26 protein-coding genes are annotated in these 23678 nt (G+C 71.3%); 23 read left to right on the forward strand and 3 right to left on the reverse strand.

Annotation, left to right across the window (positions count from 1 at the left end; all coding sequences use genetic code 11):
- Positions 1–13 precede the first annotated feature (13 nt).
- The 19 genes from AC1D29_RS09510 to AC1D29_RS09600 all read left to right on the forward strand — a co-directional run bounded on the left by AC1D29_RS09510 (position 14) and on the right by AC1D29_RS09600 (position 14120).
- Entirely contained in the window at positions 14–310 is a 297-nt protein-coding gene (locus AC1D29_RS09510; RefSeq protein ID WP_477896548.1) for a hypothetical protein, read from the forward strand.
- Positions 307–705: a hypothetical protein gene (locus AC1D29_RS09515; protein ID WP_477896550.1), complete on the forward strand. Its 399-nt coding sequence runs from the start codon at positions 307–309 to the stop codon at positions 703–705. The genes AC1D29_RS09510 and AC1D29_RS09515 overlap by 4 nt, the downstream gene beginning before the upstream one ends.
- Complete coding sequence (gene sctJ, locus AC1D29_RS09520) at positions 705–1436, forward strand: type III secretion system inner membrane ring lipoprotein SctJ (RefSeq protein WP_477896552.1); 732 nt, start codon at positions 705–707, stop codon at positions 1434–1436. The genes AC1D29_RS09515 and sctJ overlap by 1 nt, the downstream gene beginning before the upstream one ends.
- Positions 1429–1944, forward strand: a complete 516-nt coding sequence (locus AC1D29_RS09525) for a hypothetical protein (RefSeq protein ID WP_477896554.1) — start codon at positions 1429–1431, stop codon at positions 1942–1944. The genes sctJ and AC1D29_RS09525 overlap by 8 nt, the downstream gene beginning before the upstream one ends.
- A complete protein-coding gene (locus AC1D29_RS09530; protein WP_477896556.1) occupies positions 1941–2576 on the forward strand; it encodes a FliH/SctL family protein in 636 nt (211 codons plus the stop codon). Before AC1D29_RS09525 ends, AC1D29_RS09530 begins: the two co-directional genes overlap by 4 nt.
- Positions 2573–3907: a FliI/YscN family ATPase gene (locus AC1D29_RS09535; protein WP_477896558.1), complete on the forward strand. Its 1335-nt coding sequence runs from the start codon at positions 2573–2575 to the stop codon at positions 3905–3907. The genes AC1D29_RS09530 and AC1D29_RS09535 overlap by 4 nt, the downstream gene beginning before the upstream one ends.
- Positions 3904–4389 carry a hypothetical protein gene (locus tag AC1D29_RS09540; protein WP_477896560.1) on the forward strand — a complete coding sequence of 162 codons (486 nt, stop codon included), beginning with the start codon at positions 3904–3906 and terminating at the stop codon, positions 4387–4389. The genes AC1D29_RS09535 and AC1D29_RS09540 overlap by 4 nt, the downstream gene beginning before the upstream one ends.
- 10 nt (positions 4390–4399) lie before the next feature.
- Entirely contained in the window at positions 4400–5047 is a 648-nt protein-coding gene (locus AC1D29_RS09545) for a hypothetical protein (protein WP_477896561.1), read from the forward strand.
- Positions 5044–6126 (forward strand): hypothetical protein, encoded by a 1083-nt coding sequence (locus AC1D29_RS09550; protein ID WP_477896563.1) that lies wholly within the window; start codon positions 5044–5046, stop codon positions 6124–6126. Before AC1D29_RS09545 ends, AC1D29_RS09550 begins: the two co-directional genes overlap by 4 nt.
- The gene (locus AC1D29_RS09555) at positions 6123–7184 is read left to right on the forward strand and encodes a sensor histidine kinase (RefSeq protein WP_477896565.1); all 1062 of its coding nucleotides are present in this window, start codon (positions 6123–6125) and stop codon (positions 7182–7184) included. The genes AC1D29_RS09550 and AC1D29_RS09555 overlap by 4 nt, the downstream gene beginning before the upstream one ends.
- Entirely contained in the window at positions 7181–7822 is a 642-nt protein-coding gene (locus AC1D29_RS09560; protein WP_477896567.1) for a response regulator transcription factor, read from the forward strand. Before AC1D29_RS09555 ends, AC1D29_RS09560 begins: the two co-directional genes overlap by 4 nt.
- 16 nt (positions 7823–7838) lie before the next feature.
- Positions 7839–8513 (forward strand): hypothetical protein, encoded by a 675-nt coding sequence (locus AC1D29_RS09565; protein WP_477896569.1) that lies wholly within the window; start codon positions 7839–7841, stop codon positions 8511–8513.
- A 3-nt stretch (positions 8514–8516) separates the two neighbouring features.
- Positions 8517–9176 (forward strand): type III secretion system export apparatus subunit SctR, encoded by a 660-nt coding sequence (gene sctR / locus AC1D29_RS09570; RefSeq protein WP_477896571.1) that lies wholly within the window; start codon positions 8517–8519, stop codon positions 9174–9176.
- Position 9177: 1 nt separating this feature from the next.
- On the forward strand, positions 9178–9453 hold the full coding sequence (gene sctS / locus AC1D29_RS09575) for a type III secretion system export apparatus subunit SctS (RefSeq protein ID WP_477896573.1): 276 nt from the start codon (positions 9178–9180) through the stop codon (positions 9451–9453).
- Between the two features lie 153 nt (positions 9454–9606).
- Complete coding sequence (sctT, locus tag AC1D29_RS09580; RefSeq protein WP_477896575.1) at positions 9607–10392, forward strand: type III secretion system export apparatus subunit SctT; 786 nt, start codon at positions 9607–9609, stop codon at positions 10390–10392.
- A gap of 145 nt (positions 10393–10537) precedes the next feature.
- Positions 10538–12271 (forward strand): TIGR02594 family protein, encoded by a 1734-nt coding sequence (locus tag AC1D29_RS09585; RefSeq protein ID WP_477896577.1) that lies wholly within the window; start codon positions 10538–10540, stop codon positions 12269–12271.
- 100 nt (positions 12272–12371) lie between these two features.
- Positions 12372–13187, forward strand: coding sequence for a hypothetical protein (locus AC1D29_RS09590; protein WP_477896579.1), 816 nt, complete (start codon positions 12372–12374; stop codon positions 13185–13187).
- Between the two features lie 95 nt (positions 13188–13282).
- Entirely contained in the window at positions 13283–13513 is a 231-nt protein-coding gene (locus AC1D29_RS09595) for a hypothetical protein (protein ID WP_477896581.1), read from the forward strand.
- Positions 13503–14120, forward strand: coding sequence for a hypothetical protein (locus tag AC1D29_RS09600; protein WP_477896583.1), 618 nt, complete (start codon positions 13503–13505; stop codon positions 14118–14120). Before AC1D29_RS09595 ends, AC1D29_RS09600 begins: the two co-directional genes overlap by 11 nt.
- A 7-nt stretch (positions 14121–14127) precedes the next feature.
- Here AC1D29_RS09600 and AC1D29_RS09605 read toward each other — a convergent pair whose 3' ends face one another.
- The 3 genes from AC1D29_RS09605 to AC1D29_RS09615 all read right to left on the reverse strand — a co-directional run bounded on the left by AC1D29_RS09605 (position 14128) and on the right by AC1D29_RS09615 (position 18706).
- Positions 14128–14937, reverse strand: a complete 810-nt coding sequence (locus AC1D29_RS09605; protein ID WP_477896585.1) for a substrate-binding periplasmic protein — start codon at positions 14935–14937, stop codon at positions 14128–14130.
- A 68-nt stretch (positions 14938–15005) separates the two neighbouring features.
- Positions 15006–17861, reverse strand: coding sequence for a TonB-dependent receptor domain-containing protein (locus AC1D29_RS09610; RefSeq protein WP_477896587.1), 2856 nt, complete (start codon positions 17859–17861; stop codon positions 15006–15008).
- A 65-nt stretch (positions 17862–17926) separates the two neighbouring features.
- Complete coding sequence (locus AC1D29_RS09615) at positions 17927–18706, reverse strand: FadR/GntR family transcriptional regulator (protein WP_477896589.1); 780 nt, start codon at positions 18704–18706, stop codon at positions 17927–17929.
- 188 nt (positions 18707–18894) lie between these two features.
- Here AC1D29_RS09615 and AC1D29_RS09620 point away from each other — a divergent pair, with 188 nt between their 5' ends.
- The 4 genes from AC1D29_RS09620 (at position 18895) to AC1D29_RS09635 (ending at position 23675) form a co-directional block, all read left to right on the forward strand.
- A complete protein-coding gene (locus AC1D29_RS09620) occupies positions 18895–20052 on the forward strand; it encodes a mandelate racemase family protein (protein ID WP_477896591.1) in 1158 nt (385 codons plus the stop codon).
- 20 nt (positions 20053–20072) lie between these two features.
- Positions 20073–21701 carry an ABC transporter substrate-binding protein gene (locus AC1D29_RS09625; RefSeq protein ID WP_477896593.1) on the forward strand — a complete coding sequence of 543 codons (1629 nt, stop codon included), beginning with the start codon at positions 20073–20075 and terminating at the stop codon, positions 21699–21701.
- 73 nt (positions 21702–21774) lie between these two features.
- Complete coding sequence (locus AC1D29_RS09630) at positions 21775–22791, forward strand: ABC transporter permease (protein ID WP_477896595.1); 1017 nt, start codon at positions 21775–21777, stop codon at positions 22789–22791.
- Positions 22788–23675, forward strand: coding sequence for an ABC transporter permease (locus tag AC1D29_RS09635; RefSeq protein WP_477896597.1), 888 nt, complete (start codon positions 22788–22790; stop codon positions 23673–23675). The genes AC1D29_RS09630 and AC1D29_RS09635 overlap by 4 nt, the downstream gene beginning before the upstream one ends.
- Positions 23676–23678: the final 3 nt, after the last annotated feature.

Below are 23678 nucleotides of genomic sequence, written 5' to 3' on the forward strand. Positions count from 1 at the left end.
CCAGGAGACTCCCATGTCCAACTCAATTCTCAGCACCCTCGCCGCCGCACCCGTAAACGGTTCCACGGGCGGCAAGACCAGCGGCGGCTCGTGGTTCGAGGCGATGGCCGATGCCTGGGGCCAGGCGCTGGACAAGCAGGCGAGCGACATCGAGACCAAGTCCGCCGCGATGGGCGCCGGTGGCGACAAGCCGGCCGACGTGACCGAGCTGACCGCCATGTCGCTGAAGATGAGCTTCCTGGCCAGCAGCTCGCACACCGCCGTGTCGACGGTGGGTTCCGCCCTCGAAACCATGGCGCGCAAGCAGTGACACCCGGCGTCGCCATCGCCACCCCGGTGGCGGATGTCCAGCTGGGCGCGGGTGCGTCGCTGTCCGCCCTCGGCCAGCTCGCGCCGGCGGCCGATGCGGCGGGCTTCGAGCGTGCGCTGGCCGGGGCCATGCAACGCCTGGACGTGCGCGCGACCGAGTCGTCCGCGCTGGCCATGCAGCGCATCGTGCAGCCGCTGGACCACATCAACGCCGAGGCCGCCTCGCTCGGGCGCGACGCCCGCGCGGCGGCGGTGTCGGGCCAGGAACTGACGCCGGGCGAACTGGTCAACCTGACGGTGCGCTGCCAGGAGTTCATGTTCCATTGCCAGCTGACCTCGAACATCGCCAACCGGACGTCCGAGGGCCTGCAACAACTGTTCCGACAACAATCCTGATGAAGCACCTACGAAGCCTTTCCGCGCTTGCGTTGGCCGCCTTGCTCAGCGCCTGCGGCGACCAGACCCTGTACGCCAAGCTGGACGAGCGCCAGGCCAACGACATGGTCTCGGCGCTGCGGCTGGCCGGCGTGCCGGCGCAGAAGCAGGCCCGCGAGGCGGGCTTCGAGGTGCTGACCGACGAGGCCGACTTTGCGCGCGCCGTGCAGATCCTGAAGGCCCAGGGACTGCCCCGGGAGGACTTCGACAGCCTGGGCAAGGTGTTCAAGCGCGAGGGCTTCGTCTCCACGCCGGTGGAGGAGCGTGCGCGGCTGATGCACGCGCTGTCGCAGGAGCTGTCGCACACGCTGACCAGCATCGACGGCGTACTGCAGGCGCGCGTGACGCTGGTGGTGCCCGAGCGCCACCCGCTGTCCGACAAGGTCCAGCCCTCGTCGGCCTCGGTGATGATCAAGCACCGCCCCGGCCTCAACGTCGAGGCGCTGCTGCCCAAGATCCGCTCGCTGGTGGTCAACAGCGTCGAAGGGCTGCCCTACGAAAGCGTCTCGGTCGTCGCCTTCGCCGCCGAACCCACACCCGCGATCACGCCGGTGGCTGAAAGCCAGCCGACCACCGCGCTGGCTCTGGCGCTGACGCTGGGCACCGCCAGCCTGGGCGGCGCCGGCGTGCTGGCCTGGCGCCGCCGCAAGGCCTCGGCCCAGCTGGCCCTGGAGGGAGGCGCGCATGACTGACCGCCAGCTGCGCGCGACGGTCGCCCGCCGTCTGCTCGCCGATGCACCGGCCGAGGCCCGCACGCTGACCTGGGCACAGCTGGACGCCGCGCCCGCCTGGCTGGGGCTGGAGCGTGGCGAGCTGCTGGCGCTGGCGCAGCGCTGCGGCTCCGTGCTGGCGGCGCCGGCGCTGCGGCTGTGGATCGCCGGGCCGCTGCGCGAGCTGGCGCGCTCGGCGCTGGGCGTTGCCTGGTGGCGGGCGCTGCGCAGTGCGCAGGACTGGCCACCACTGCCCGATGGCCTGCCGGCGTCCTTGAGCGACTGGCCCGAGGTCTCCACGCCCGAGGCCTTGGGCCAGCAGTTCACCGAGGCCGGCGCGGCCGTGCTGCTGGCCGGCCTGCCGCACGGCTCGCTGCGCCACGCCGCCAGCCGCCGCCTGGGGCCCGTCGCGGCCTGGGTCATGCCTCAGGCCACGGCGCTCGCCGTGCTGCGCGAGACGCTGGCCTTGCAGGGGAGGGTGGCGACATGAACAGCTTCATGCTGTGGCACCGCGACCCCGAGGCGCGGTTGGGCATCGCGTCGGACCGCCGCGTGCTGCGCGCCGCCGAGGTGCCGGCCCTGCAGGAAGCGCAGCAGCTGGTCGACGCACTGCACGAGCTGCTCGAGCAGGAGCAGCAGCGCATCGCCGCGGCCTGTGACCAGGCGCGCGCCGACGGCCTGGGCCAAGGCCTGGCGCAGGCGCAGGACCAGTGCCGCGCGCAAGTGGCCGACGAGCTCGCGCGGCTCACCCAGGCTCACGATGAGGAGCGGCAGCGCCTGCAGCGGGACGTGGCCGCGCTGGCGCTGGAGGTCTTCCAGAAGCTGCTGGGCGAGGTGCCTGACCAGCAGCGCCTGGCTCGCCTGGCCGCACAGGCTGCGCGTGAGCTGCTGCCGGCGCGCACCTGGCGGCTGCAGGTGCACCCGAGCCAGGTGGCCGGTCTGCGCGCCGCGCTGCTGGCGCTGGACCCGCAGGACCAGGCCGGCCTGGACGGCGCCGAGATCGTTGCCGACGCGGATCTGGCAGAGGCCGACTGCCGCCTGATCACGGAGTTCGGCAGCGCCGACGCGGGGCTGGACACGCAGTTGCAGCGCCTGACCCGCGCCTGGGGAATCAAGCCATGACCCCCACGCTGGACGCCGCTGTCGACACGGACGACCTGCGCCGCAGCCTGCAGCGGCTGCGCACCGTCGCCACGCGCGGCCGCGTCGTGCAGGCGGGCGGCACGCTGATGCGCGCCACCGGCGTGCAGGCGCGCGTGGGGCAGAGCTGCCGCGTGTTCGACGCGCAGCGCCCGCAGGACACGGGCCTGCTGGCCGAGGTCATCGGCTTCCAGGGCCACGAGGCCGTGCTGGCGCCGCTGGGTTCGCTGCAAGGCGTGCCGGTGGGTGCGGCGGTGGAGGTGCTTCACGACGTGGCGCAGCTGCCCAGCGGCCACGGCCTGCTGGGCCGCGTCATCGATGCCTTTGGCCAGCCGCTGGATGGCGGGCCGGCGCTGGATGCGTTGCCGCGCGTGCCGCTGTACCGCGACGCGCCGTCGCCGCTGCAGCGCCGCCCGGTGCACGAGCCGCTGGTGTGCGGCGTGCGCGCCATCGACGCGCTGCTGACGGTGGGCGAGGGCCAGCGGCTGGGCATCTTTGCGATGGCCGGTGGCGGCAAGTCCACGCTGCTGGGCATGCTGGCGCGCAGCACGCGCGCCGAGATCAATGTCATCGGCCTGATCGGCGAGCGCGGCCGCGAGGTGCGCGAGTTCCTGGAGGACAGCCTCGGCGCCGAGGGCCTGGCGCGCTCGGTCGTGGTGGTCTCCACGTCGGACCGGCCCGCGCTGGAGCGCGTGCGCGCGGCCTACGCGGCCACGGCCATCGCCGAGGGCTTTCGCGCGCAGGGTGCCCGCGTCGTGCTGATGATGGACTCGGTGACCCGCTTCGCGCGCGGCCTGCGCGAGATCGGCCTGGCCGCCGGCGAGCCGGCCGTGCGGCGCGGCTACCCGCCGTCGGTGTTTGCCGAGCTGCCGCGGCTGTTCGAGCGCGCCGGCAACGACGCGCACGGTTCCGTCACGGCGTTCTACACGGTGCTGGCCGAGGACGAGGAGGGCAGCGACCCGGTGGCCGAGGAGGTGCGCTCCATCCTCGACGGCCACCTGGTGTTGTCGCGCGGGCTGGCCCAGGCCCAGCACTATCCAGCCATCGACGTGCTGGCCAGCGCCAGCCGCGTGTTCACCCGCGTGACGTCACCCGATCAGCAGCGCGACGCGGCCCAGCTGCGCGCGCTGATGGCGCGGCACAAGGAGGTCGAGTTCCTGCTGCGCGTGGGCGAGTACCAGGCTGGCAGCGACCCGCTGGCCGACCAGGCCATCGAGCGCATGCCGCAGATCAAGGCCTTGCTGCAGCAGGGCTCGCACGAGCCCAGCGACTGGGATGGCTGCCTGCAGCACCTGCGGGAGATCGTGTCGTGAGCGGCACGGCGGTCACGCTGTCCGCCGCCGATGGCCGTCAATGGCTGCGGCTGCGCCAGCTGCGTGTGCAGCGTGCGCGCCAGGTGCTGGCCGGGGCATTGGCCGAGGAGCGCCAGGCCCGCGTCGCCGTGGACGAGCGCACGGCCGCCGTCGAGCAGGGTCGTGCGCGGCTGGCCGAGCTGGCGCAGCACTGGGGCGGCGCCGGCAGCGTCGACATGCCGCGCTGGGTCGAGCAGGTGCAGGCGCACCGCGAGGCGCTGGCCGAGCGGCTGGAGCGCGACGAGTACGCGTTGCTGGATGACCGCGAAACGCTGGAGCGGGCCGAAGCCCGGGTGCGCCAGTGCCGCGGCGAACTCACGCGCGCCCAGGCCCGCGAATCGGCCGTGGATGCCACGCTGAAAGACCAGCGGCGCCAGACGCTGCAGACCCGCGACCAGCAGGCCGAGCTGGAAGCCGAGGACGCGTTCCGTCCCCGCCATTGAGACCCCAACCATGAAGCTGCTGCCCGTTCCCCTGACCCTGGCCGCCGCGCTGCTCCCGCGTGGGCGTGGCGCGGTGGCGCTGCAGGCCTTGGCTGCGGCCGACACGCCGCCGCGCGAGGCCGCTGCGCGTAGTGATGCCGATGCGCAGGATTGGCGCAGCGCCTGCCAGCGGCTGCGCGCGCGGGATGAAGACGAGTCGCCCGACGACCAGACGCAGCAGCAGCCGTTCCCGCCTCTTGTGCCATTTGCCCCGCTGGCGCCGCCGATTGCCGCGCTGGTGCCACGAGACCTGGCACCCGAGGTCGCCGAAGTCCGCGCGGTGGCGCCCGCCACGCCCACCACCGAACGCATCGCCGCGCTGCACCAGCTGGCCGAGGCCAACCCGGCCGCCGTGCCGGTGGCACGCACGTGGCAGGTGGAGCTGCCGGCCGCGGTGGGTGGCGCGGCCTGGCAGCTGCACGTCGGGCAGGCTCAGCCGCTCGCACCGCTGAACCTGGAGCTGCGCGTGCCGCCGGTCGCGCAGCTGCAAGCCCGCCAGCAACTCAGCGACCTGGACAAGCGCCTGCGCGATGCCGGGCACGACGTGCTGCGGCCGCGTGTGCGTGATGCGTCGCGCAGCGCCAAGCGCTCGCGGCCCGTGGACGAGGTGGATTCATGAGCAGCATCAGCCCCATCCAGGCGCTGTCGACTGCCGAGACCTGGGAGGCCTGGCAAGCGGTGATGCAGGCCAGCTTGGGCGAAGCGTCCGGCGCCGAGGCCGGTGCGCAGGTGGGCGTCGAGGTCGGTGTCCAGGCCACGGCCCAGGTGGCCGCCGCGCTGGCCACCACAGCCGAACCCGCAGGCCGCGCGTCGATGCCAGCCACCACGGCCACGAATGCCGCGGCGCAAGCCCAGCCGGCGCCCGACGCCGTGCAGCCCCTGGCCCAGCCACCGGCACCGTCGCAGCTGCGGCCGCACGATTCGGCCCAGGCCGCGTCGTCGCCGTTGCAGCCGCCATCGACCGGCCTGCCGACCGACCTGCCGGTGCGCACGCCGCAGCTGGCCGATGCGAGCGCCGCGGTGCTGCCGATGGCGCCGGTGCTGATGACGCCGCTGGCACTGCAGAACGGCCCCGAGCTGCGCTGGCGCGTGCAGGACGCCCCGGCCTGGCGCGCGCTGTTCGACGACGCCGGCCGCGATGCGCCGGACGAGGATGAAGCGCCCGCGCAGCACGCCAGCGCCGCACCGGATGACGCCGCGCACGAGCCCCCCCCATCCTGGGCCCGGGCGCTGCTGGCGCGCCTGCGCGAGGCGGCCACCGCGCCTGCGTCGGCCGACCGCCTGCGCCCGGCCCTGCAGGCCTGGCGCGTGGGCCTGCCCGTGCTGCTGGCCAGCCCGGCGGGGCTGGCCTGCCTGCAAGCCAGCGGCGACGCCACGCTGTGGCGCTGGCGGCGCTGGCCCGCTCGCTGGCGCAGCGTGCGCCCGGCGGTGGCCGAACGCTGGTGGGCCGTGCGCGTCGCGCTGGCGCCCAGCGGCTGCCCGCGCACGCTGCGCGAGCTGTCCGGCGGCGCCGCGCTGCTGCCGGGCCAGGTGAGCTGCGAACTGCGGCTGGACGGCACCGCAGCCGGCATCGCGCGCTGGGCCGAGGTGCTGGTGCAGGCGCCGGCCCATGCCAGCCTGCAGGCCTTGCTGGCGTCGCGGCCGTCGCTGACGTGGCTGCTGTGCAACCAGCCGCTGTGGCCGCAGGAGGGGCCATGAACCGGCTCGACGCCGACCTGTTGCACGCGCTCGGTGACCTGAACGAGGCGTTGGCCATCCTCGACGGCGACTTCCTGGTGGCGCTCAACGCGCCCATGCAGGCGCTGCTGCCCGGCGAGCCCGGCGGCCTGGCCGAGGACTGGGCCGAGCCGCTGCACGGCCTGGCCAGCGCGCTCGCGGCTCCGCTGGGCCAGCGCACGCGCTGCGGCGTCAGCGGCGAGTACGTGGCCCAGCGCGTGGCGCTGGATGCCCGGCACGTGCTGCTGCGCCTGGCCGACGAGCGCGAGCGGTTGCACCACCTGCAGCGCCAGCTCGACGACCGCGAGGGCCTGCTGTTCACGTCGCGGTCGCTGACCGTCAGCGAGATGGGCAGCGTGCTGGCGCACGAGCTGAACCAGCCCATCGGCGCGACGGCCAACCTGCTGCGCGGCCTGAAGCTGCGCCTGGCGCGCCGCCATCCGGACGACGCCGACGAGCTCGCCGCGCTGGACAAGGCCGTGCAGCAGGTCACCTACGCCAGCCAGATCATCGGCCGGGTGCGCGAGTACACGCAGTCCCGCCAGCCCAACACCGAGCGGCTGGACCTGGTCGACCTGGTGCACCAGAGCCTGGCCTTGCTCGACTGGGACTTGCAGCGCGAAGCCGTGCGGCTGTCGCTGCGCCTGCCCGAGTCGCCGGTGCCCGTGCAGGGCGACGCCGTCATGCTGCAGCAGGTGCTCATCAACCTGCTGCGCAACGCGCTGGATGCTTTGCGGCTGGACCGGCCTGCCGATCCGCTGATCGACATCGAGCTGCGCGTGGAAGCCGGCCGCGCCGAGCTGCGCGTGGGCGACAACGGCCCGGGCATCACGCCGCAGACCGAGGCGCGGCTGTTCCTGCCCTTCAGCTCCACCAAGCCCAATGGCATGGGCCTGGGGCTGTCCATCTGCCGCTCGCTGATCGAGATGCACCAGGGCCGCCTGTGGTTCACGCGCCGCGAGGCCGGGGGCTGCTGCTTTCATTTCGCGCTGCCCGTGATGGCGGCGGTGACAACACCCACTTTGGAGAAGACGGCATGACACCGCGTCAGATCTACGTCGTGGACGACAACCACGAATTCCGCGACTCGCTGCGCTTCTGGCTCGAAGGCTTCGGCTGCCAGGTGCGCGACTGGGGCGACCCGCGCGACGCGCTGCAGTCACTGGCCCGCGTGGCGGTGGGCACGACCTGGCCCGAGTCCACCTGCCTGATGCTGGACGTGCGCATGCCGGAGCTGTCGGGGCTGGACCTGCACGACGCGCTGCGCGAGCGCGGCATCCACCTGCCGGTCATCTACATGAGCGGCCATGCCGACGTGCCGCTGGCCGTGGCCGCGATGCAAAAGCGCGGCGCCGTGTCGCTGCTGGAGAAGCCGCTGGACGACGTGGCGCTGAGCGCGGCGCTGGACCGCGCTTTCGCGCCGACCGACGTGGACCTGGGCGCGGACGCCGAGGTGGAGGGCTCTCGCGAGGAGTTCGAGCGCCGCCTGCAGCAGCTGTCGCCGCGCGAACGCCAGGTGCTGTCGCTGGTGGTCAAGGGCCTGATGAACAAGAACATCGCCGACGAGATCAAGCTGTCGCTGAAGAGCGTGGAGCTGTACCGCTCGCGCGGCATGCGCAAGATGAAGGCCCGCGCGGTCACCGAGCTGACGCGCATGATGGTGAGCCGCAGGGCATGACCGGGGCGGTGGCGGCATGAGTTCCTTCCCCCAGCCCCATGCGCAGGCATTGACCTGGCATTTCCTGTCCGGCCCGGCCCGCCTGTCCATCAGCGCCTTCGAGTTCGCGCCCGGCGAGCTGCCGCCCTGCGCCGCCGAGGCGGCCGTCGTGCTGGACCTGGCCGGCGAGCTGCTGGACGCGCTCGCCGCGGCGGGCCTGCTGCCCGATGCGCCGTGGGAGTGGGTGGCGCAGTCGGCGGCCGCGGGCGGCGCCCAGGCCAGCTGGCGTGGTGCCGAGGCCGAAGTCCGGCTGTCGCTGCCGTGGCCCAGCCTGCGTGCACTGAACGAGGCGCCCGACGTGGCGGGCCTGCAATGGCAGCCGACGCTGGCCGAGTGCGTGCTGGCGCAATGGCGGCTGGGGGACGACGAGCTGGCCGCGCTGGAGCCCGGCGGCCTGCTGCTGCTGGACGGCGTGGCGGACGGCCGGCTGCGTGCCCGCGGCGAGACGGCGGCGGGCGAGGCGCCCTGGCAGCTGGTGGCGCGCTGGGAGCAGCCGCTGCCGCTGGAGGTCGTCATGGGCTGGGCCAGCGCCGCGCCCACCGCGCCGGTGCCCTGCCAGCTGATCGACACCGCACGCCCGGACATCGTGCGCGCCCGCGGCCGCCTCGTGCCCTGGGGCAGCGGCCGGGCCTTGCGCATCGAGACGGTCTAGGCCATGGATCTCAGCAGCTTCACGCCGGCCTCGGCGCTCATCACCGTCATCCTGCTGGCCATGGCGCCGTTCGTCGCGGTGATGGTCACGTCATTCACCAAGCTGGTCGTCGTGCTCAGCCTGTTGCGCAACGCGATGGGTCTGCAGCAGGTGCCGCCCAACGTGGTCATGAACGGCCTGGCGCTGATCCTCAGCGTCTACGTCATGTACCCCGTGGGCGTGGAGATGCAGGACCGGCTGGGCACGCTGCCCACCACCGGCAAGGCGTCCACCAGCCAGATGCTGGCGGCGGCCGACACGGCCAAGGAGCCGTTGCGCGAGTTCCTCATCAAGCACAGCCGGCCGCTGGAACGCGCCTTCTTCCTGAAGACCGCGCAGCGCAGCCTGAAGCCCGAGCAGGCGAAGGAACTGTCGGAACGCGATTTCCTGGTCGTCGTGCCGGCCTTCACCGTCAGCGAGCTGACGGTGGCCTTCGAGATCGGCTTCCTGATCTTCCTGCCCTTCCTGGTCATCGACCTCGTCATCTCCAACATCCTGATGGCCATGGGCATGCAGATGCTGTCGCCCACCACCGTGTCGCTGCCGTTCAAGCTGCTGCTGTTCGTGCTGATCGACGGCTGGGTGAAGCTGACCCACGGCCTCGTGCTGACCTACCAGACCTGACATGAACAGCGAAGTCATCCAACTCACGCAGCAGGCGCTGTGGCTGGTGCTGCTGCTGTCGGCGCCCCCCATCCTCGTGGCGGCCATCGTCGGGCTGCTGATCGCCTTCGTGCAGGCGGCCACGCAGCTGCAGGAGCAGACGGTGCAATACGTGGCCAAGTTCTTCGCCATCGTCATCACCATCTTCATCACCGCCTCGCTGCTGGGCGGCAGCCTGTACCGGCTGGGCGACAAGGTGTTCAGCGAGTTTCCCGGCCTCGTGAAAATCGTCCGCTAGAAATGGAGCCCCTTGCCCAGCGCGTCGCTTGGCCGGTCCCCCGAGCGAACGGCGATGCTTGCCGGCTCGGCCGGCAAACACATGGCCAGTGCGGGCTGGCTTGGGTGCGGCCCGGCGCTCGGCCCGCCAGTGGCGTCGCAAGGGGCTGAGGCGGTGCTGGAATTCTGGGTCGGCCATCCGACCGACGCCGCATTGCTGCTGGGCCTGTCGACGATGCGGGTGGCCGTGGCCTTCCTGCTGGTGCCGCTGTTCACGCAGGACCTGATCCCCGGGTTGATCCGCAACTCGCTGTTCCTCGCGCTCGGGCTGCTGGGCCTGCTGGTGCAGGACGCCAGGCCCCTGCAGCTCAGCGGCTGGCAATGGGCCGTGCTGTACGGCCGCGAGGCGTTGCTGGGCGCGGCGCTGGGCTTTCTGTATGCCGGGCTGATGTGGTCGTTCGAGATGGCCGGGCAGCTGATCGACACCAAGGTGGGCTCGTCGCAGGCCCAGGTGCTGGACCCGCTGTCGGGCCACCAGACCTCGCTGACCGGCGCCTTCCTGGCCCGGCTGGCGAGCTGGGTGTTCATGGCCTCGGGCGGCTTCATGCTGTTCGCCGCCACGCTGTTGGACAGCTTCGCGCTGTGGCCCCTGCATGGCAGCTGGCAGCTGATCCCGGCCGGCGCTGTCGCCTTCGAGATGGAGTTCGGCCGCATGCTGCGCCTGGCGCTGCTGGTGGCGGCGCCGTCGCTGGTGCTGCTGTACCTGGTGGACGGCGTGCTGGGCCTCATCAACCGCTACGCGCAGCAGCTCAACGTGTTCAGCCTGTCCATGTCCGTCAAGGCCGTCGTGGGCCATCTGGTGCTGCTGCTGCAACTGGGCAGCCTGGTGGCGTTGATGAATGGCGAACTGCTGGCGCGGCCCAGCGTGGTCCATGACCTGATGACGAAGCTGTTCGGCTGACGACTGCGGCCAACCCTAGCGGCATGCCCGGCCGTACGTTCTGAAATAGCAGCGCCCGCAATTGCCCGGCGGGCGCGCCTGCCCTGAAATGGCCGGACGGGCGTGATGCCTTCCATCACGCCGTTGCCAGCCACAGGGGCATGCCATGAGCACCGTTTCCAGAACCACGTCCGCCGCCGCCAGCCTGCACGACAACCCGCCCGCCGGCCGCAGCTACGAGGTGCAGCACGGCGACAGCCTGCACCGCATTGCCGCGGAGCAGGGCGTCACGCTGAAGGCGCTGCTGGCCGCCAACCCGCAGCTGCGCAACCCCGACGTCATCTACCCCGGCACGCGGCTGCACCTGCCCGAGGCGGGCGCCGCCACCCGCTACACGGTGAAGCCCGGCGACAACCTGCGCCACGTCGCCGCGGAGCAGGGCGTCACGCTGAAGGCGTTGCTGGCCGCCAACCCGCAGGTGCGCGACCCCGATCTCATCCACGTCGGCGACCAGCTGAACCTGCCGCCCCTCGGTGACGTGGCCGCGACGCTGCCCGTCGGGTCCTCGGGCTTGTTGCGCGGTGTGCTGGACACGCTGATGCCGGTGTACATGATGGACCCGGCCTACCGCCAGGCCTCGTCCAGCACCACGGCCGCCAACGGCGCGGTGCAGTCGGCCCACGGTCCGCAGGCGAACAACGTCCTCGGCGCCGACCCCGCGCGGCTGCGCGATGCGAACCTGCAGGCCCAGCCGGCGCTGACGCGCGCCGACGGCACGCGGGCCGCGCCCGTGCTGGACCTGCAGCGCTTCACCGACCCCGCGCTGGGCTCCAACGCGCCGGCGGCCATCGTCATCGGCAACGCCGAAGGCACGCGCCGGCCGAACGGCGGCTTCACCGCGGCCTATGGCGGCCACACCGACCCGGGCAACGCCGCGCACAACCGCGGCTCGTTCTCCTACCAGCACGCCGCCACCAGCCCGGCCGATGCCGACCGCCGGCAGTTGCAGACACTGCGGGGCCGCCTGCCCGCCTACGAGGCCGCCGCGCGGCAGGCGGGCCTGAACCCCAACAACGCGCGCCTGGCCAGCGCCTACCTGGACCTGTACAACCAGTCGCCCAGCGCGGCGCAGCGTTTCCTCAACCAGCTCGGCACGCTGCGCGGCCAGCCCATCGATGCCGCGCACATCACCAACCTGCGCGTGCACAGCTATGTCGATGCCGCCAGCGGCGAGCGCTTCCGCCTCAGCGGTGGCGGCCAGGCCGGCAGCGGCTTTGCCAACATTGCGCGCCAGCAGCTGGGGCGCACGCCGACCGAAGCCGAGGTGCAGGCCGTCATCCGCGCCGACCAGCAGCGCCGCACGAACGCCGTCGAGGCCGCCCTCGGCGCGCAGGGCCTGCTGGCGCCAACCGCTGCCGCGCCGGCCGCGCCCGCCGCACCGGCCGCCAGCGCATCCCCGCGCTGGCTGCAGATCGCCCGCGGCGAGCTGGGTACCACCGAGATCCGCGGCGGCCGCAACAACCCGCGCGTCGTCGAGTACCACCAGGCCACCACGCTGAAGGCCGGCAACGACGAGACGTCCTGGTGCTCGTCGTTCGTCAACTGGACGATGAAGCAGGCCGGCGTGCAGGGCACGGGCAGCGCCGCGGCGCGCAGCTGGCTGAACTGGGGCCGCGCCGTGCCCAGGGACGCCGAGCATGTGCGGCCCGGCGACGTCATCGTCTTCCCGCGCGGCAACAACCCGGCGCAAGGCCATGTGGCCATCGTCGAATCCGTGTTGGCGGATGGCCGCGTGAAAGTCGTCGGCGGCAACCAGTCCACCGGGCGCGGCCAGCCGGACGGCGTGACGGAGTCCATCCGCCCGCTGGCGGACGCCATCGGCGTGCGCCGCGCGCCCTGAGCCTCGTGACGCTGGCCGGCTGCCGTTCCAGCGTGTTGTTACACGCATCGGCCGCGGCGGCCGAGATACTGCGCGGCCCATCCCATCCCTCGTTCAGTTCATGGCCTTTGACACGCCCTCCGCACGCGCCCGGCGCGGCCTGCCGCTGATCACCGCGCTGCTGGTCGCCGGCGCGCATGCCCAAGTCACGAAAGACCCGCTGGCCACGCTGCTGGTCTGCCAGCCCAGCGACAGCCTGACGGCCAATGTCAGCCATGACCCGGCCGGCACGCCGCTGGGCGCGGGCGTGTTCGCCACGTCGGGCACGCACGAGTGCGGCGTGCAGACGCAAGGCCCCGGCACCGCGCAGCCCGATGGCGCCTGGCGCTTCGAATGGACCCACAAGATCGTGGGCCAGACCCGCTACCGCGCCACCGTGAAACGCGTGGGTGCCGACGGCTACACGCTGGCGCTGGAGCCCGCCGCTTGCGGCACGCAGGCGCTGCCTGCGTCGATCGCGCTGTCCGCCAAGGGCAAGGGCTGTCAGTCCCGTGTCGACCGTGATCACGCCTTCGTGCTGTTCTGGCGCCAGCTGCGCGATGCCGTGGCCCAGCGTGACGGCGCGATGCTGCAGCGCCTGTCGCTGCCGCAGCTGGAGTTCGCCGAGGGGCCCGACTACATGAAGGCACCCGCCACCATCATGCGCACCGCAGCGGCCTGCATGCCCGACGTGCCGACCAACGACGGTCGCACCGACCTGGGCAAGCTGCTGAAGGCCACCGACTCGCCGCGGCTGGACATGCCGCCGATGTCCTGGTCGGGCGACGCCAGCGTCAGCGCCGGCAATGCCTTCACGGCGCGCTGGACGCCGCAGGGTTGGCGGCTGGAGTCGTTCAATGCGTCCCGCTCGGTGTTTGCCACGTGCAAGGCCCGATGAGCGGGGTGCACCAACGAATTAGGGGCAGCCGTAATCGCCTTTCGCGGCGCGCTTCGATAAGCTGACGCTCAACTTCCATCCACCACCGCCAAGCCATGATCGGCGCCCCGCTGCCACCCTCCGCCACGCTGTTCTCGGCGACCTCGCTGCGCCCGTCGACGCTGCCCTCGACGCCCGCGCTGGGCCGTGCCGGCGGTGCGACCTGGCTGGACGGCCTGGGCGCGGGCGGCCCCGCCAGCCTGCGCGCGGACGTGGCGTTGGACCAGCGCGGGCTGTCCGTGCAACAGCACGCCGAGCGCGTGCTCAGTGCGCTCGTTGCAGGCTGAACCGCAACTGCTGGCCCAGCCCCGCTGGACCGAGGCGGCGCAGGCGCTCATCGGTGGCTGTCTCGATCTCGGCCCCCGGCACGAGGGCGCCGTCGCGTTGATGGAGGCCGTCTGCGTGGGCCTGGGCGACCAGCTCTATCCGGCCTTCCTGCGGGTGCTGGCCGAGGTCAACCTGCGCGGCGAATATGCGGCCCGCGCCGCCGTCGCGCAGACGCTGACCCAGTCGCTGTGCCAAGGGCGCCTGCCCAGCGGCTCACGGGCCGCCTGGGGTTCGCATCAGCCGGGCGCGCAGCGGCGCAGCCTGGGGCCGATCGAGTACCTGTGCCTGGCGGCCTGGCCTCAAGGCGGCCAGTCGGAGCTGTCGCCCGAGCAGTTCCAGACCCTGGCCAGCGCCGTGATGGAGTTGCTGGACTGCGACGCCGAGGCCCGCAAGCTCTACGCCGACCACTTGTCCGCCGTGGCGGACGACCCGCTCGACGGCACGATGCCGCGCGAGGTGAGGTCGGCGCTGCGGACGCTGGCGCAGAGCTGGCGAGGTCATCCCGACGCGAGCCAGGCCTGCACGGCCTTCGTCGCCAGCCTGAGCCGGTCCTGGCGCGAACGCTGAAGGGCCTTCAGGGCGAGGTGGGCATGGCGCTCAGCGCGTCGCCGCGGGACAGGTAGGCGCTGAAGATCTTTTGCAGGCTGCCGTCCGCGCGCATGGCGGCGAGGGCGTCCTGGATCTTGCGGGCGTCGTCCTCCCGGACCCTGGCCCTGGACAGCGCAAATCCCGCGGCGTAATTGTCGTCCGGGAAGGCATCGATGACGGTGACCCGGCCCGCCAGCTTGCTGTCGGCAAGGATGCGCTCCCAGACGACGGGTTCGGACAGGAAGGCCGCGTCACGCCCAATGGCGACGAGCCGGGACGCCACGTTGGCATCGGCGTACTCGTCCACCCGCCCTTGCTGGCGCAGCTTGGCGATCCAGTCATCCCACTGCGGGCCATGCTTGAACCCCTTGACGACCGCCAGACGCAATTCGCTGCGTTCGGCGAAGGCTTCCAAGGTCGGCACCGGATAGGGCAGGCCGGTTCGAACCAGCAGCCGGTTGCGCCCGCTCATGTAGATCACGAAGCGCGCAAACCGGTTGCGCTCCTCCGTCTCGATGGCCGACACCGTCATGTCCAGCGTGCCGTGGGCCAGGTCGGTCCAGGTGCGGACCCTGGAGTCCACGAACGTCTCGAACTTGCAGCCGGTCCGCCGGCCCACTTCGTCGACGATGTCGACGTCGATGCCCGCGGCGCTCGCCCCGGCGCGGCGAAAAGCCAGCGAGCCGTATTCATACAAGGCCACGCGATACGGCCCGCACACGGCCGGCTGCGCCAATGCCGGCACGCTGCCTGCGGCCAGCAAACCAGCCGTCACCCACGCCCTGACCTTGCCCATGCGCCTTCCATGCCCCTCAAGCCCCGATCAAGTATGCGCTGGCGCGTGTGGACGGCTGCTCCCGATGCTCAGAACTTGTAGTCTGCCGTCAGCACATAGGCCCGGCCCAGCACGTCGGCAACGCTGGTCAGATAGCCGCGGTAGGCGTTGTGGTTGGTCAGCGGCGGTTCCTTGTCGAGCAGGTTGCTGACGCCCAGCGACAGGCCGACGTTCTTGATGCCGCTGTACTTGACCATCAGGTTGTACTGCGCGTAGGCGCTGACATTGCGCGGGGCGTTGGTGCCGATGACCGCGGGCAGGTTCTGGTCCACGATCTTGCTCTGGTAGCGCTGCGACAGCTGCACCATCCAGTCCGGCGTCTGCCAGGCCACCTGCGCCGTGTGGCGCCAGCGGTTGTTCAGGCCGCGCGTGGCGTTGGAGAGGCCGGCGTTCGGGTTCACCGGCACCACGTCGTTGTAGTAGCCCAGCGCCGAGACCCAGTTGCCGTTGTTCACGCCTTCGCTCTTGGCGTCCCAGCGGGTCAGGTAGGCGATGTCGATGCCGCCGGACAAGGTGCCCCAGCTCTGTTTCGGCGCGATGTACTTCAGGCTCACGTCAAGGCCGGCGCCGCGCAGTGCGCCGACGTTGGAGGGCGTGTTGATGACCGCGTCCTTGGCGCCCGATGGCGCCACGACGCCCAGCGTGCCGTCGGCGGCGCGAAGGAACAGGCTCGGGTAGATCGCCGGGTTGGCGAGGATGTAGTCGATGGCGCGGTTGCCGATCACGCTGTCGATCTGCGTGCGCCAGTAGTCCACCGTCATCGTCAGGTTCTTGACGGGCTCGTAGCCGAAACCGAAGGTCATGCTTCGCGAGGTCTCGGGCTTGACGCCGGCGTTGTTGGGCACCTTGGTGATCTGGTTGTAGCCGGTCAGCCCGCAGACCTGTTCGGGCGTGTAGCCGGGCTTGGGCGTGGCGACGCCGTTGACCGTCGGGCACAGCAGCGGGTCATTGAAGACTGACATCGACGTGCGTTCGGTCTCCTTGGTGTAGATCTCCGGCAGGCTGGGCGCGCGGTAGCCGGTGTTGGCCGAGGCGCGCAGCACCAGGCTGCTGATGGGCGTGTAGCGCAGGCTGAGCTTGGGGTTCCAGGTCGTCTCGCCCAGGTCGCTGTACTTGTCGCCGCGCACCGAGGCGTTCAGGGTCAGGTCCTTGCGCAGCGGCGCATCGAGCTCGGCGAACAGCGAGGTGACGTCGCGGGAGATCTTGGTGCTGGTGCTGGAGTTGGCGCCGGTGGCGATGTTGTCGCCGCCCAGCAGGTCGATCTGCCCGTTCAAGGCCGTGGAGAGGTCGTTGCTGGCCTGGCCGATCGCCTTCCAGCTGTCGCGGCGCAGTTCGGTGCCCACGGCGAGCATCAGGTCGCCGCCGCCGAGCTTCATCAGGCTGCGGCTGATGGTGGCGTCGACACTGGCGTTCTCGGCCTGGTGCTGGCGCAGCGTCTGGCCGTTCATCGACGCGGCATCCAGCAGCGCCTGGCCGGCGGCGTCCTGCAGGCCGAAGGGGTTCAGCTTCGGGTCCAGGAACAGCGTGCGGGAGGTCGTGCCCTGCACGGTGGCGATGCCCGTCACGCGCAACCAGCCGTCGCCGGCCTGGGTGTCACGCTTGGAGCGGCCGAAGTTCAGGCCGGCGCGATAGTCCCAGCCGGCCACGCCGCCCTCGGCGGTGAGGACGAAGCGGTCATTGGTGTGGATGTCGTCGCGGACGCGCGGGCCGGCGTCGGCCACCGACCAGAGCACGTCGATGGGCCGGCCGGCCAGGTTCAGGCCCGGCACGGCGGGCACCTTGCTGTTGCCGGGGTAGTAGGGATGGGTGCTGGTCAGGCGCACGGTGGGTGCGGCCGGGTTGTTGTACTGGTCGACGCTGAACTTGCTGTGGTTGAACTCGGCCGTCAGCAGGTGCTCGCCCAGCTGCAGCTTGCCCTGGGCGTAGAAGTTCAGGATGTCGTTCTTGTTGTTGAACGTCGTGTACTGGGTGTTGGCGTCCAGGAAGCAGGTCTGCCGGCCGCCGGAAGTGCTGGGCACCGAGTAGGGCGGCAGGCAGCCGCTGGCGTACATCGGGTTGTAGCGCACCGTGCGCAGTGCTGCGGTCGGGTTGGTCGGGTCGGTGAAGTTGCCCGGCGCGGCGTTGGCGCCCAGGCCGGGGGCGGTGCTGATGCCCAGCTGCGTCAGCGCCGAGCCATCGGTCAGCTCCGGGCGGGCCGAGCGGGGCAGCACGTCGCGGTATTGCACGTCGAAGGCGGCGTAGACGTTCCAGCCCTGCTCGGCCAGGTCGCCGACGCCGCCAATCAGGCCCAGCGCCTTGGTCGCGCCGCCACCGGAGCGCTCGGGCAGCGTGGTCTCCAGCTTGATGCCGCCGCCCTTGTAGCTGTTCAACGTGTAGAAGGCCTGCACGCCGCCCATGGCGTCGGAGCCGTAGCTCGACGATGCGCCGTCGCGCAGGATGTCCACCCGGCTCATGGCCATGCGCGGGATCACGTTGACGCTGACGTACTGGTTGGTCAGCGGCTCCTTGGCCAGGCGGCGGCCGTTGAGCAGCGTGAGCGTGCGCATCGGGCCGAAGCCGCGCAGGCTGGTCATCGGGCCGGCCGTGCCGGCGTAGCTGCCCAGCGAATTGGCCTGCGGCAGCTCGAGCATCAAGTCCTTCAGCTCGGTGTTGACGCGGGCATCCAGGTCGCTGGCCTTGATGGCGGTGACGGGCAAGGCCGCCTCGTCCTTGATGGAGCGGCGGATGATGGAACCGGTGATCTCGACCCGTTCGATGGTCGAGACTTCCTTGGTGTCGGTGGCGTCCTGCGCCAGCACCAGGCCCGGCAGGCCGGCCAGGCCCAGCATGGCCAGCGCCATGGCCGTGGGCCGGGCGCCTGAGGTGCGGTGATCTTTACTGCTCATGCTTTGTCTCCTGTGGGATGTCATCGTTATGGGTCCAGGTGTCAGGGGTGCCGAGCCGGGCGGGCTCAGCGGCTGGTGTTCTTCATGCGCTCGCGGCTGTTCGTCAGGTGCATGAACATCGCAGCGCGGGCCATCGAGGCGTCGCCGCGGCGGACGGCTTCGAGCACGGCGCGGTGCTCGCGTGCGGTGATGTCCTTGCCCGGGCTCAGCTGGGGTGACGGTTCGCCGAACCGGGGTGCCTTGGCGGCGGCGCGTCCGCGGCTCTGCGCCGCGGCCACCTGGCGCGGGATGGTGGCGCTGCTCATGGCGCGCAGCACGTGCACGAAGTACTCGTTGCCGGTGGCCTCGGCCAGCGCTTCGTGGAAGCGGAAATCGGCCTCGGCGGTCAGCTCGCCGATGCTGTGCTGGACGTCGAAGTCATCCAGCGCGCGCTCCATGGCGGCCAGCTGCTCCGGTGTGCGCCGCTGCGCCGCCAAGGCCGCGGCCTCGGGCTCCAGGCTCAGGCGCAGCTCCAGCATCGACAGCTTCTGCTGCAGCTTCAGCGCCGCGGTGGGCGGCTGCACCAGCGGTGACGCCTCGACCTTGGGCGCCAGCACGAAGCTGCCCACGCCCTGGTGCGTGCGCAACACGCCGCCGGCCTGCAGACGCGAAATGGCCTCGCGCACCACGCTGCGGCTGACGCCGAACTCCTGCATCAGCACCGGCTCCGTCGGCACGCGCTCACCGGGCTTCAGCGCCCCGCTCTTGATGCGCTCGCTGATGCCTTCGACCACGCGCTGCGACAGGCTGGTGGCACGGCCGGCGGCGGGCGGGTTGGCGGTGGAGGGAGGGGGCGTCTGGGTCACGGCAGGGATGGGATGCAAGGGGTTTTGGTGGCTCAAGTCATCAGACGACTGATGTATATGAGCTGCGATTGGCGCTATGGTGGCGCTTGTGCAAAGCTTAAGCACGCTGGATTACCCTTGTATAAGGCGAAGTCGCTTGCCGTACCATATGCATCAAGTCATCAGACGACTGATGTAAAGAAGGTGCCATGATCAAGATTGAAAGCGTGAAGGCGGTGGAGTTCACCCACCCCACCCGGCGTTCCGTGGATGCCGCGGGCCACTCCCATCCGGGGCCGCTGGGCACGGGCAGGCTGGCGCTGCTGACGGTGCGCAGCACCGACGGTGTCGAGGGCCATTGCTTCGCGCCGCCGCAGGTGGTGCGGCCCCACGTGCTCGACCATTTCGTGCGCCGCGTGCTGGTGGGTGGCAATGCGCTGAACCACGAGAAGCTCTGGTGCGAGCTGGAGCACTGGCAGCGCGGCAGCGCCGGCCAGCTCACCGACCGGGCGCTCGGCGCGGTGGACAGCGCGCTGTGGGACCTCGTCGGCAACACCTTCAAGACGCCGGTCTATCAGCTGCTGGGCGGCTACCGCGACAAGATCCCCGCCTACGGCAGCACCATGTGCGGCGACGAACTCGAAGGCGGCCTGTCAACGCCCGAGGAGTACGCGGCCTTCGCGCTGCAACTGGTGGAGCGCGGCTACAAGGCCATCAAGCTGCACACCTGGATGCCGCCGGTGGCCTTCGCCCCCGATCCGGGCATGGACATCAAGGCCTGCACGGCGGTGCGCAAGGCCGTGGGCCCGGACATCGCGTTGATGCTGGACGGCTATCACGAGTACAGCCGCACGGATGCGCTGCGCATCGGCCGCGCGCTCGAGGAGCTGAACTTCACCTGGTTCGAGGAGATGATGAACGAGCAGAGCACGGCGTCGTACGCTTGGCTGGCCGATCAACTGAGCATCCCCATCCTGGGCCCCGAGAGCCTGTCGGGCAAGCACTACGCCCGGGCCGGCTGGGTGACGGCAGGCGCCAGCGACATCCTGCGCGCCGGCGTCACCGGCTGCGGCGGTATCAGCCCGACGATGAAGGTGGCGCACCTGGCCGAATCCTTCGGCATGAACTGCGAGGTGCATGGCAATGGCGCGCCCAACCTGGCGGTCTGCGGCGCGATCCGCAACTGCACCTGGTACGAGCGCGGGCTGCTGCACCCCTTCCTGGACTACGAGGAGGTGCCGGCCTACCTGAACGCCATCGTCGACCCCATGGATTCAGACGGGTTTGTGTCGCTGCCGCAGGGCCCGGGGCTGGGCGAAGACATCAACTTCGACTACATCGCCAAGCACACGGTCGCCACCTACTGAACACCGGGACGCGCCCGCCTATGTTCCCCGGTTCCCACACGCTGCTGCGCCGGCGCCAACTGGCCGGCCTGGCCGCTGCCGGCTGGAGCGGCATCGTCCGCGCCGACTCGCCCACGGACCAGCTGCTGGTCGGCATGAGCATGAACAACCTGCTGTCGCTGGACCCGGCCGCGGCCACGGGGCTGGACGCGGTGACCATCGCCTGCAACGTCTATGACAGCCTGCTCGAAGCCGACGCGCATGACATCACCCGCTTGAAGCCCAGCCTCGCCGAGGCCTGGGAGGTGAGCGGCGATGGCCGGCGCCTGACCCTGCGCCTGCGCCCGGGGCTGCAGTTCGCCAGCGGCCGGCCGCTGACCGCGGCCCACGCGGCGTGGTCCCTGCAGCGGGTGCTGAAGCTCAACCTCGCGCTGGCCACCGTGTGGAAGAGCTACGGCTTCACCGCCGCGAATGTGGAGGCCACGATCCGCGCCGACAACCCGCTGACGCTGGTGCTCGACCTGCCGCTGCCCACCGACCCGAGCCTGGTGCTGATGACGCTGGCCACGTCGATGAGCGCCTATGTGATCGACCGCGAGGCGGTGCTGGCGCACGAGGTCAAGGGCGACCTGGGCAATGCCTGGCTGACGACCCACATGGCCGGCTCCGGCGCCTTCGAGCTGGAGGACTGGCGGCCCAAGGAGTTGCTGGTGCTGCGCCGCGCAGCCCGCCACTGGCAGGCGCCGGCCCGACTCAAACGCGTGGTGGTGCGGCACATGACGGAATCCCAGACGCTGCGCCTGATGCTGATGCGCGGCGACCTGGACGTGGCCGGCGGCCTGTCGGCGCCCGACGTGAGGGCGCTTGCCAGGCGGCCCGACCTGGTCGTGGACAGCGTGCGCCGCAGCACCCAGTACTACGTGGCCGTGAACGCCCGCCATCCGCGCTTTGCCGATGAGCGCGTGCGCCGGGCGGTGCTGCGTCATCTGATCGACTTCCAGGGCCTGGCCAGTGGCGTGCTGCCCTTCTACGGCGAGCTGCAGATGCGCCCGGTGCCCGCCGGCCTGCCGGCCTCGCTGGCGCAGCCGGGCTACACGTTCAATGCGGCCGAAGCGCGCCGCCTGCTGACCGAGGCCGGCATGGCCGACGGCTTCGACACCACCATCCGCGTGATTGCCGAGGCGCCGTTCACCGGCATCGCCACCAGCCTGCAGGCCACGCTGGCGCAGGGCGGCATCCGCGCCAGCATCCTGCCCGGCACCGGCAACCAGGTCTACGGCGCGATGCGCGAACGGTCCTTCGAGATCGTGGTCGGCCGCGGCGGCGGCGGGGCGGAGGGGCACCCGCACTCCAGCCTGCGCGCGCTGGTCTACAACCCCGACAACCGCGACAGCGCCCGGCTGACCAACTTCCAGGGCTGGCGCACCGGCCATGCCGACGCCAAGCTGAACCAGCTGATCGAACAGGCCTTGCTGACGCGCGACGCGGCCGAGCAGACGGCCCTCTACCGCCAGGCCCAGCAGCGCTTTGACGAAGCCGTGCCCGCCATCCAGCCCATCGCCCAGATGCTGGACACGCAGGTGCTGCGCCGCAGCGTCCAGGGCTATGTCGGCCACCCCAGCGGAGCCACGCGGCTGCGCGAGGTCTACAAGACGGAGGCGAAGGCATGAGCGCAGCGCCGGGCCGCCCCAAACATACTCACGCCCGCCTGGCGGGACAGCACTTTGCGCGAAGGGTGCTCCCATGAATGCACGCTGGATGACATGGTCGCGCGGCGGTGCCGGTGCGCTGAGCGCGCTGCTGGGCCTGCTGCTGCTGACCTTCATGATCGGCCGCGTGATGCCGCTGGACCCGGTGCTGGCCATCGTCGGCCCCGATGCCGATCGCTCGACCTACGAGCAGGTCTACCGCCAGCTCGGCCTGGACCGGCCGCTGTACGTGCAGTTCGGCCGCTACCTCGGCGACCTGATGCAGGGCGACCTGGGCAAGGCGCTGCTGACCGGCCGCCCGGTCACCGAAGACCTGGCACGCGTGCTGCCGGCCACGATAGAGCTGGCCACGCTGGCCATCCTGCTGGGCGCGCTGCTGGGTGTGCCGCTGGGCGTGTGGGCCGCCGTCCATCACAAGCGCATGCCGGACCATCTGGCCCGCGTGCTCGGCCTGCTGGGGCATTCCACGCCGGTGTTCTGGTTCGGCATGATGGGCCTGCTGATCTTCTACGCTTGGCTGGGCTGGGCGGGCGGCATCGGCCGCATCGGCATGGCCTATGAAGGGCTGGTGCCGCGCGTGACCGGCCTGATGCTGGTGGACGCCCTGCTGGCGGGCGACTTCGCCGCCCTGCGCAGCGCGCTGCGGCACCTGGTGCTGCCGGCCTGCGTGCTGGGCCTGCATTCCATGGCCTACCTCAGCCGCATGACGCGCAGCTTCATGCTGGCGCAGCTGACGCAGGAGTACATCACCACCGCCCGGGTCAAGGGCCTGAGCCAGACCCAGGTCGTCTGGGGCCATGCCTTCCTGAACATCCGCGTGCAGCTGCTCACCATCCTGGCGCTGGCCTATGGCGGCTTGCTGGAGGGCGCGGTGCTGGTCGAGACGGTGTTCGGCTGGCCCGGCTTCGGCAGCTACCTCACCGGCAGCCTGCTGCTGGGCGACATGAATGCGGTGATGGGTTCGGTGCTGGTGATCGGCGTGCTCTTCGTGACGCTGAACCTGGCCACCGACGCCTTGTACAAAGTGTTTGATCCAAGGGCGCGCACATGACGGCTTCGGCACTCCCCCTCCCGCCGCAGGGTGGCTTCCAGGCCTGGCGCCAGGAAGCCGCCGCCACGGCGCGCAAGCTGCTGCGCAACCCGCTGACTGCCATCGGTGTCGCCGTCATCGTGGTGCTGATCCTCGTGGCCGCCTTCGCGCCGTGGATCGCGCCTTACGACCCGCTGGTGCAGGACCTGTCCAGCGCGCTGCTGCCGCCGAGCGCCCAGCACTGGTTCGGCACCGACGAGTTCGGCCGGGACGTCTTCAGCCGGCTGGTCCACGGGACCCGCATCACGCTGTTCATCGTCAGCCTGGTCACCGTCGTCGTCGGTCCGCTGGGCATGGCGGTGGGGGTGGTCTCGGGCTACTTCGGCGGCTGGGTGGATGCCGTCTGCATGCGGGTGGCGGATGTGTTCCTGTCCTTCCCCAGCCTGGTGCTGGCGCTCGCCTTCGTCGCCGCGCTGGGCCCCGGGCTGGACCACGCCGTGCTGGCCATCGCCATCACCGCCTGGCCACCCATCGCCCGCCTGGCCCGTGCCGAGGCGATGACGCTCAGGCAGGCCGATTTCATCGTCACGGCGCAGCTGCAGGGCGCCTCGCACCTGCGCGTGCTGTGGCGCCACCTGGCGTCGTTGTGCCTGCCCTCGGTGCTCGTCAGGCTGACGATGAACATGGCCTCCGTCGTGCTCACCGCCGCGGGCCTGGGCTTCCTGGGCCTGGGCGCGCAGCCGCCGCTGCCGGAGTGGGGCTCGATGATCTCCGAGGGCCGCCGCTACATGCTGGACAGCTGGTGGCTGGTGGCCGCACCCGGTGCTGCCATCCTGGCCGTGAGCATGGCCTTCAACCTGCTGGGCGACGGCCTCAACGACGCGCTCGACCCGCGCCAATCCTGATGA

This window comes from Roseateles sp. P1_C6 (assembly GCF_056406315.1).

Excerpts from the sequence above, each read along its gene's own strand:
- AC1D29_RS09510 (WP_477896548.1), top strand. The coding sequence starts at position 14 with ATGTCCAACTCAATTCTCAGCACCCTCGCCGCCGCACCCGTAAACGGT.
- sctJ (WP_477896552.1), top strand. The coding sequence starts at position 705 with ATGAAGCACCTACGAAGCCTTTCCGCGCTTGCGTTGGCCGCCTTGCTC.
- AC1D29_RS09525 (WP_477896554.1), top strand. The coding sequence starts at position 1,429 with ATGACTGACCGCCAGCTGCGCGCGACGGTCGCCCGCCGTCTGCTCGCC.
- AC1D29_RS09530 (WP_477896556.1), top strand. The coding sequence starts at position 1,941 with ATGAACAGCTTCATGCTGTGGCACCGCGACCCCGAGGCGCGGTTGGGC.
- AC1D29_RS09535 (WP_477896558.1), top strand. The coding sequence starts at position 2,573 with ATGACCCCCACGCTGGACGCCGCTGTCGACACGGACGACCTGCGCCGC.
- AC1D29_RS09545 (WP_477896561.1), top strand. The coding sequence starts at position 4,400 with ATGAAGCTGCTGCCCGTTCCCCTGACCCTGGCCGCCGCGCTGCTCCCG.
- AC1D29_RS09550 (WP_477896563.1), top strand. The coding sequence starts at position 5,044 with ATGAGCAGCATCAGCCCCATCCAGGCGCTGTCGACTGCCGAGACCTGG.
- AC1D29_RS09555 (WP_477896565.1), top strand. The coding sequence starts at position 6,123 with ATGAACCGGCTCGACGCCGACCTGTTGCACGCGCTCGGTGACCTGAAC.
- AC1D29_RS09560 (WP_477896567.1), top strand. The coding sequence starts at position 7,181 with ATGACACCGCGTCAGATCTACGTCGTGGACGACAACCACGAATTCCGC.
- AC1D29_RS09565 (WP_477896569.1), top strand. The coding sequence starts at position 7,839 with ATGAGTTCCTTCCCCCAGCCCCATGCGCAGGCATTGACCTGGCATTTC.
- sctR (WP_477896571.1), top strand. The coding sequence starts at position 8,517 with ATGGATCTCAGCAGCTTCACGCCGGCCTCGGCGCTCATCACCGTCATC.
- sctS (WP_477896573.1), top strand. The coding sequence starts at position 9,178 with ATGAACAGCGAAGTCATCCAACTCACGCAGCAGGCGCTGTGGCTGGTG.
- AC1D29_RS09585 (WP_477896577.1), top strand. The coding sequence starts at position 10,538 with ATGAGCACCGTTTCCAGAACCACGTCCGCCGCCGCCAGCCTGCACGAC.
- AC1D29_RS09590 (WP_477896579.1), top strand. The coding sequence starts at position 12,372 with ATGGCCTTTGACACGCCCTCCGCACGCGCCCGGCGCGGCCTGCCGCTG.
- AC1D29_RS09595 (WP_477896581.1), top strand. The coding sequence starts at position 13,283 with ATGATCGGCGCCCCGCTGCCACCCTCCGCCACGCTGTTCTCGGCGACC.
- AC1D29_RS09605 (WP_477896585.1), bottom strand. The coding sequence starts at position 14,937 with ATGGGCAAGGTCAGGGCGTGGGTGACGGCTGGTTTGCTGGCCGCAGGC.
- AC1D29_RS09610 (WP_477896587.1), bottom strand. The coding sequence starts at position 17,861 with ATGAGCAGTAAAGATCACCGCACCTCAGGCGCCCGGCCCACGGCCATG.
- AC1D29_RS09620 (WP_477896591.1), top strand. The coding sequence starts at position 18,895 with ATGATCAAGATTGAAAGCGTGAAGGCGGTGGAGTTCACCCACCCCACC.
- AC1D29_RS09625 (WP_477896593.1), top strand. The coding sequence starts at position 20,073 with ATGTTCCCCGGTTCCCACACGCTGCTGCGCCGGCGCCAACTGGCCGGC.
- AC1D29_RS09630 (WP_477896595.1), top strand. The coding sequence starts at position 21,775 with ATGAATGCACGCTGGATGACATGGTCGCGCGGCGGTGCCGGTGCGCTG.
- AC1D29_RS09635 (WP_477896597.1), top strand. The coding sequence starts at position 22,788 with ATGACGGCTTCGGCACTCCCCCTCCCGCCGCAGGGTGGCTTCCAGGCC.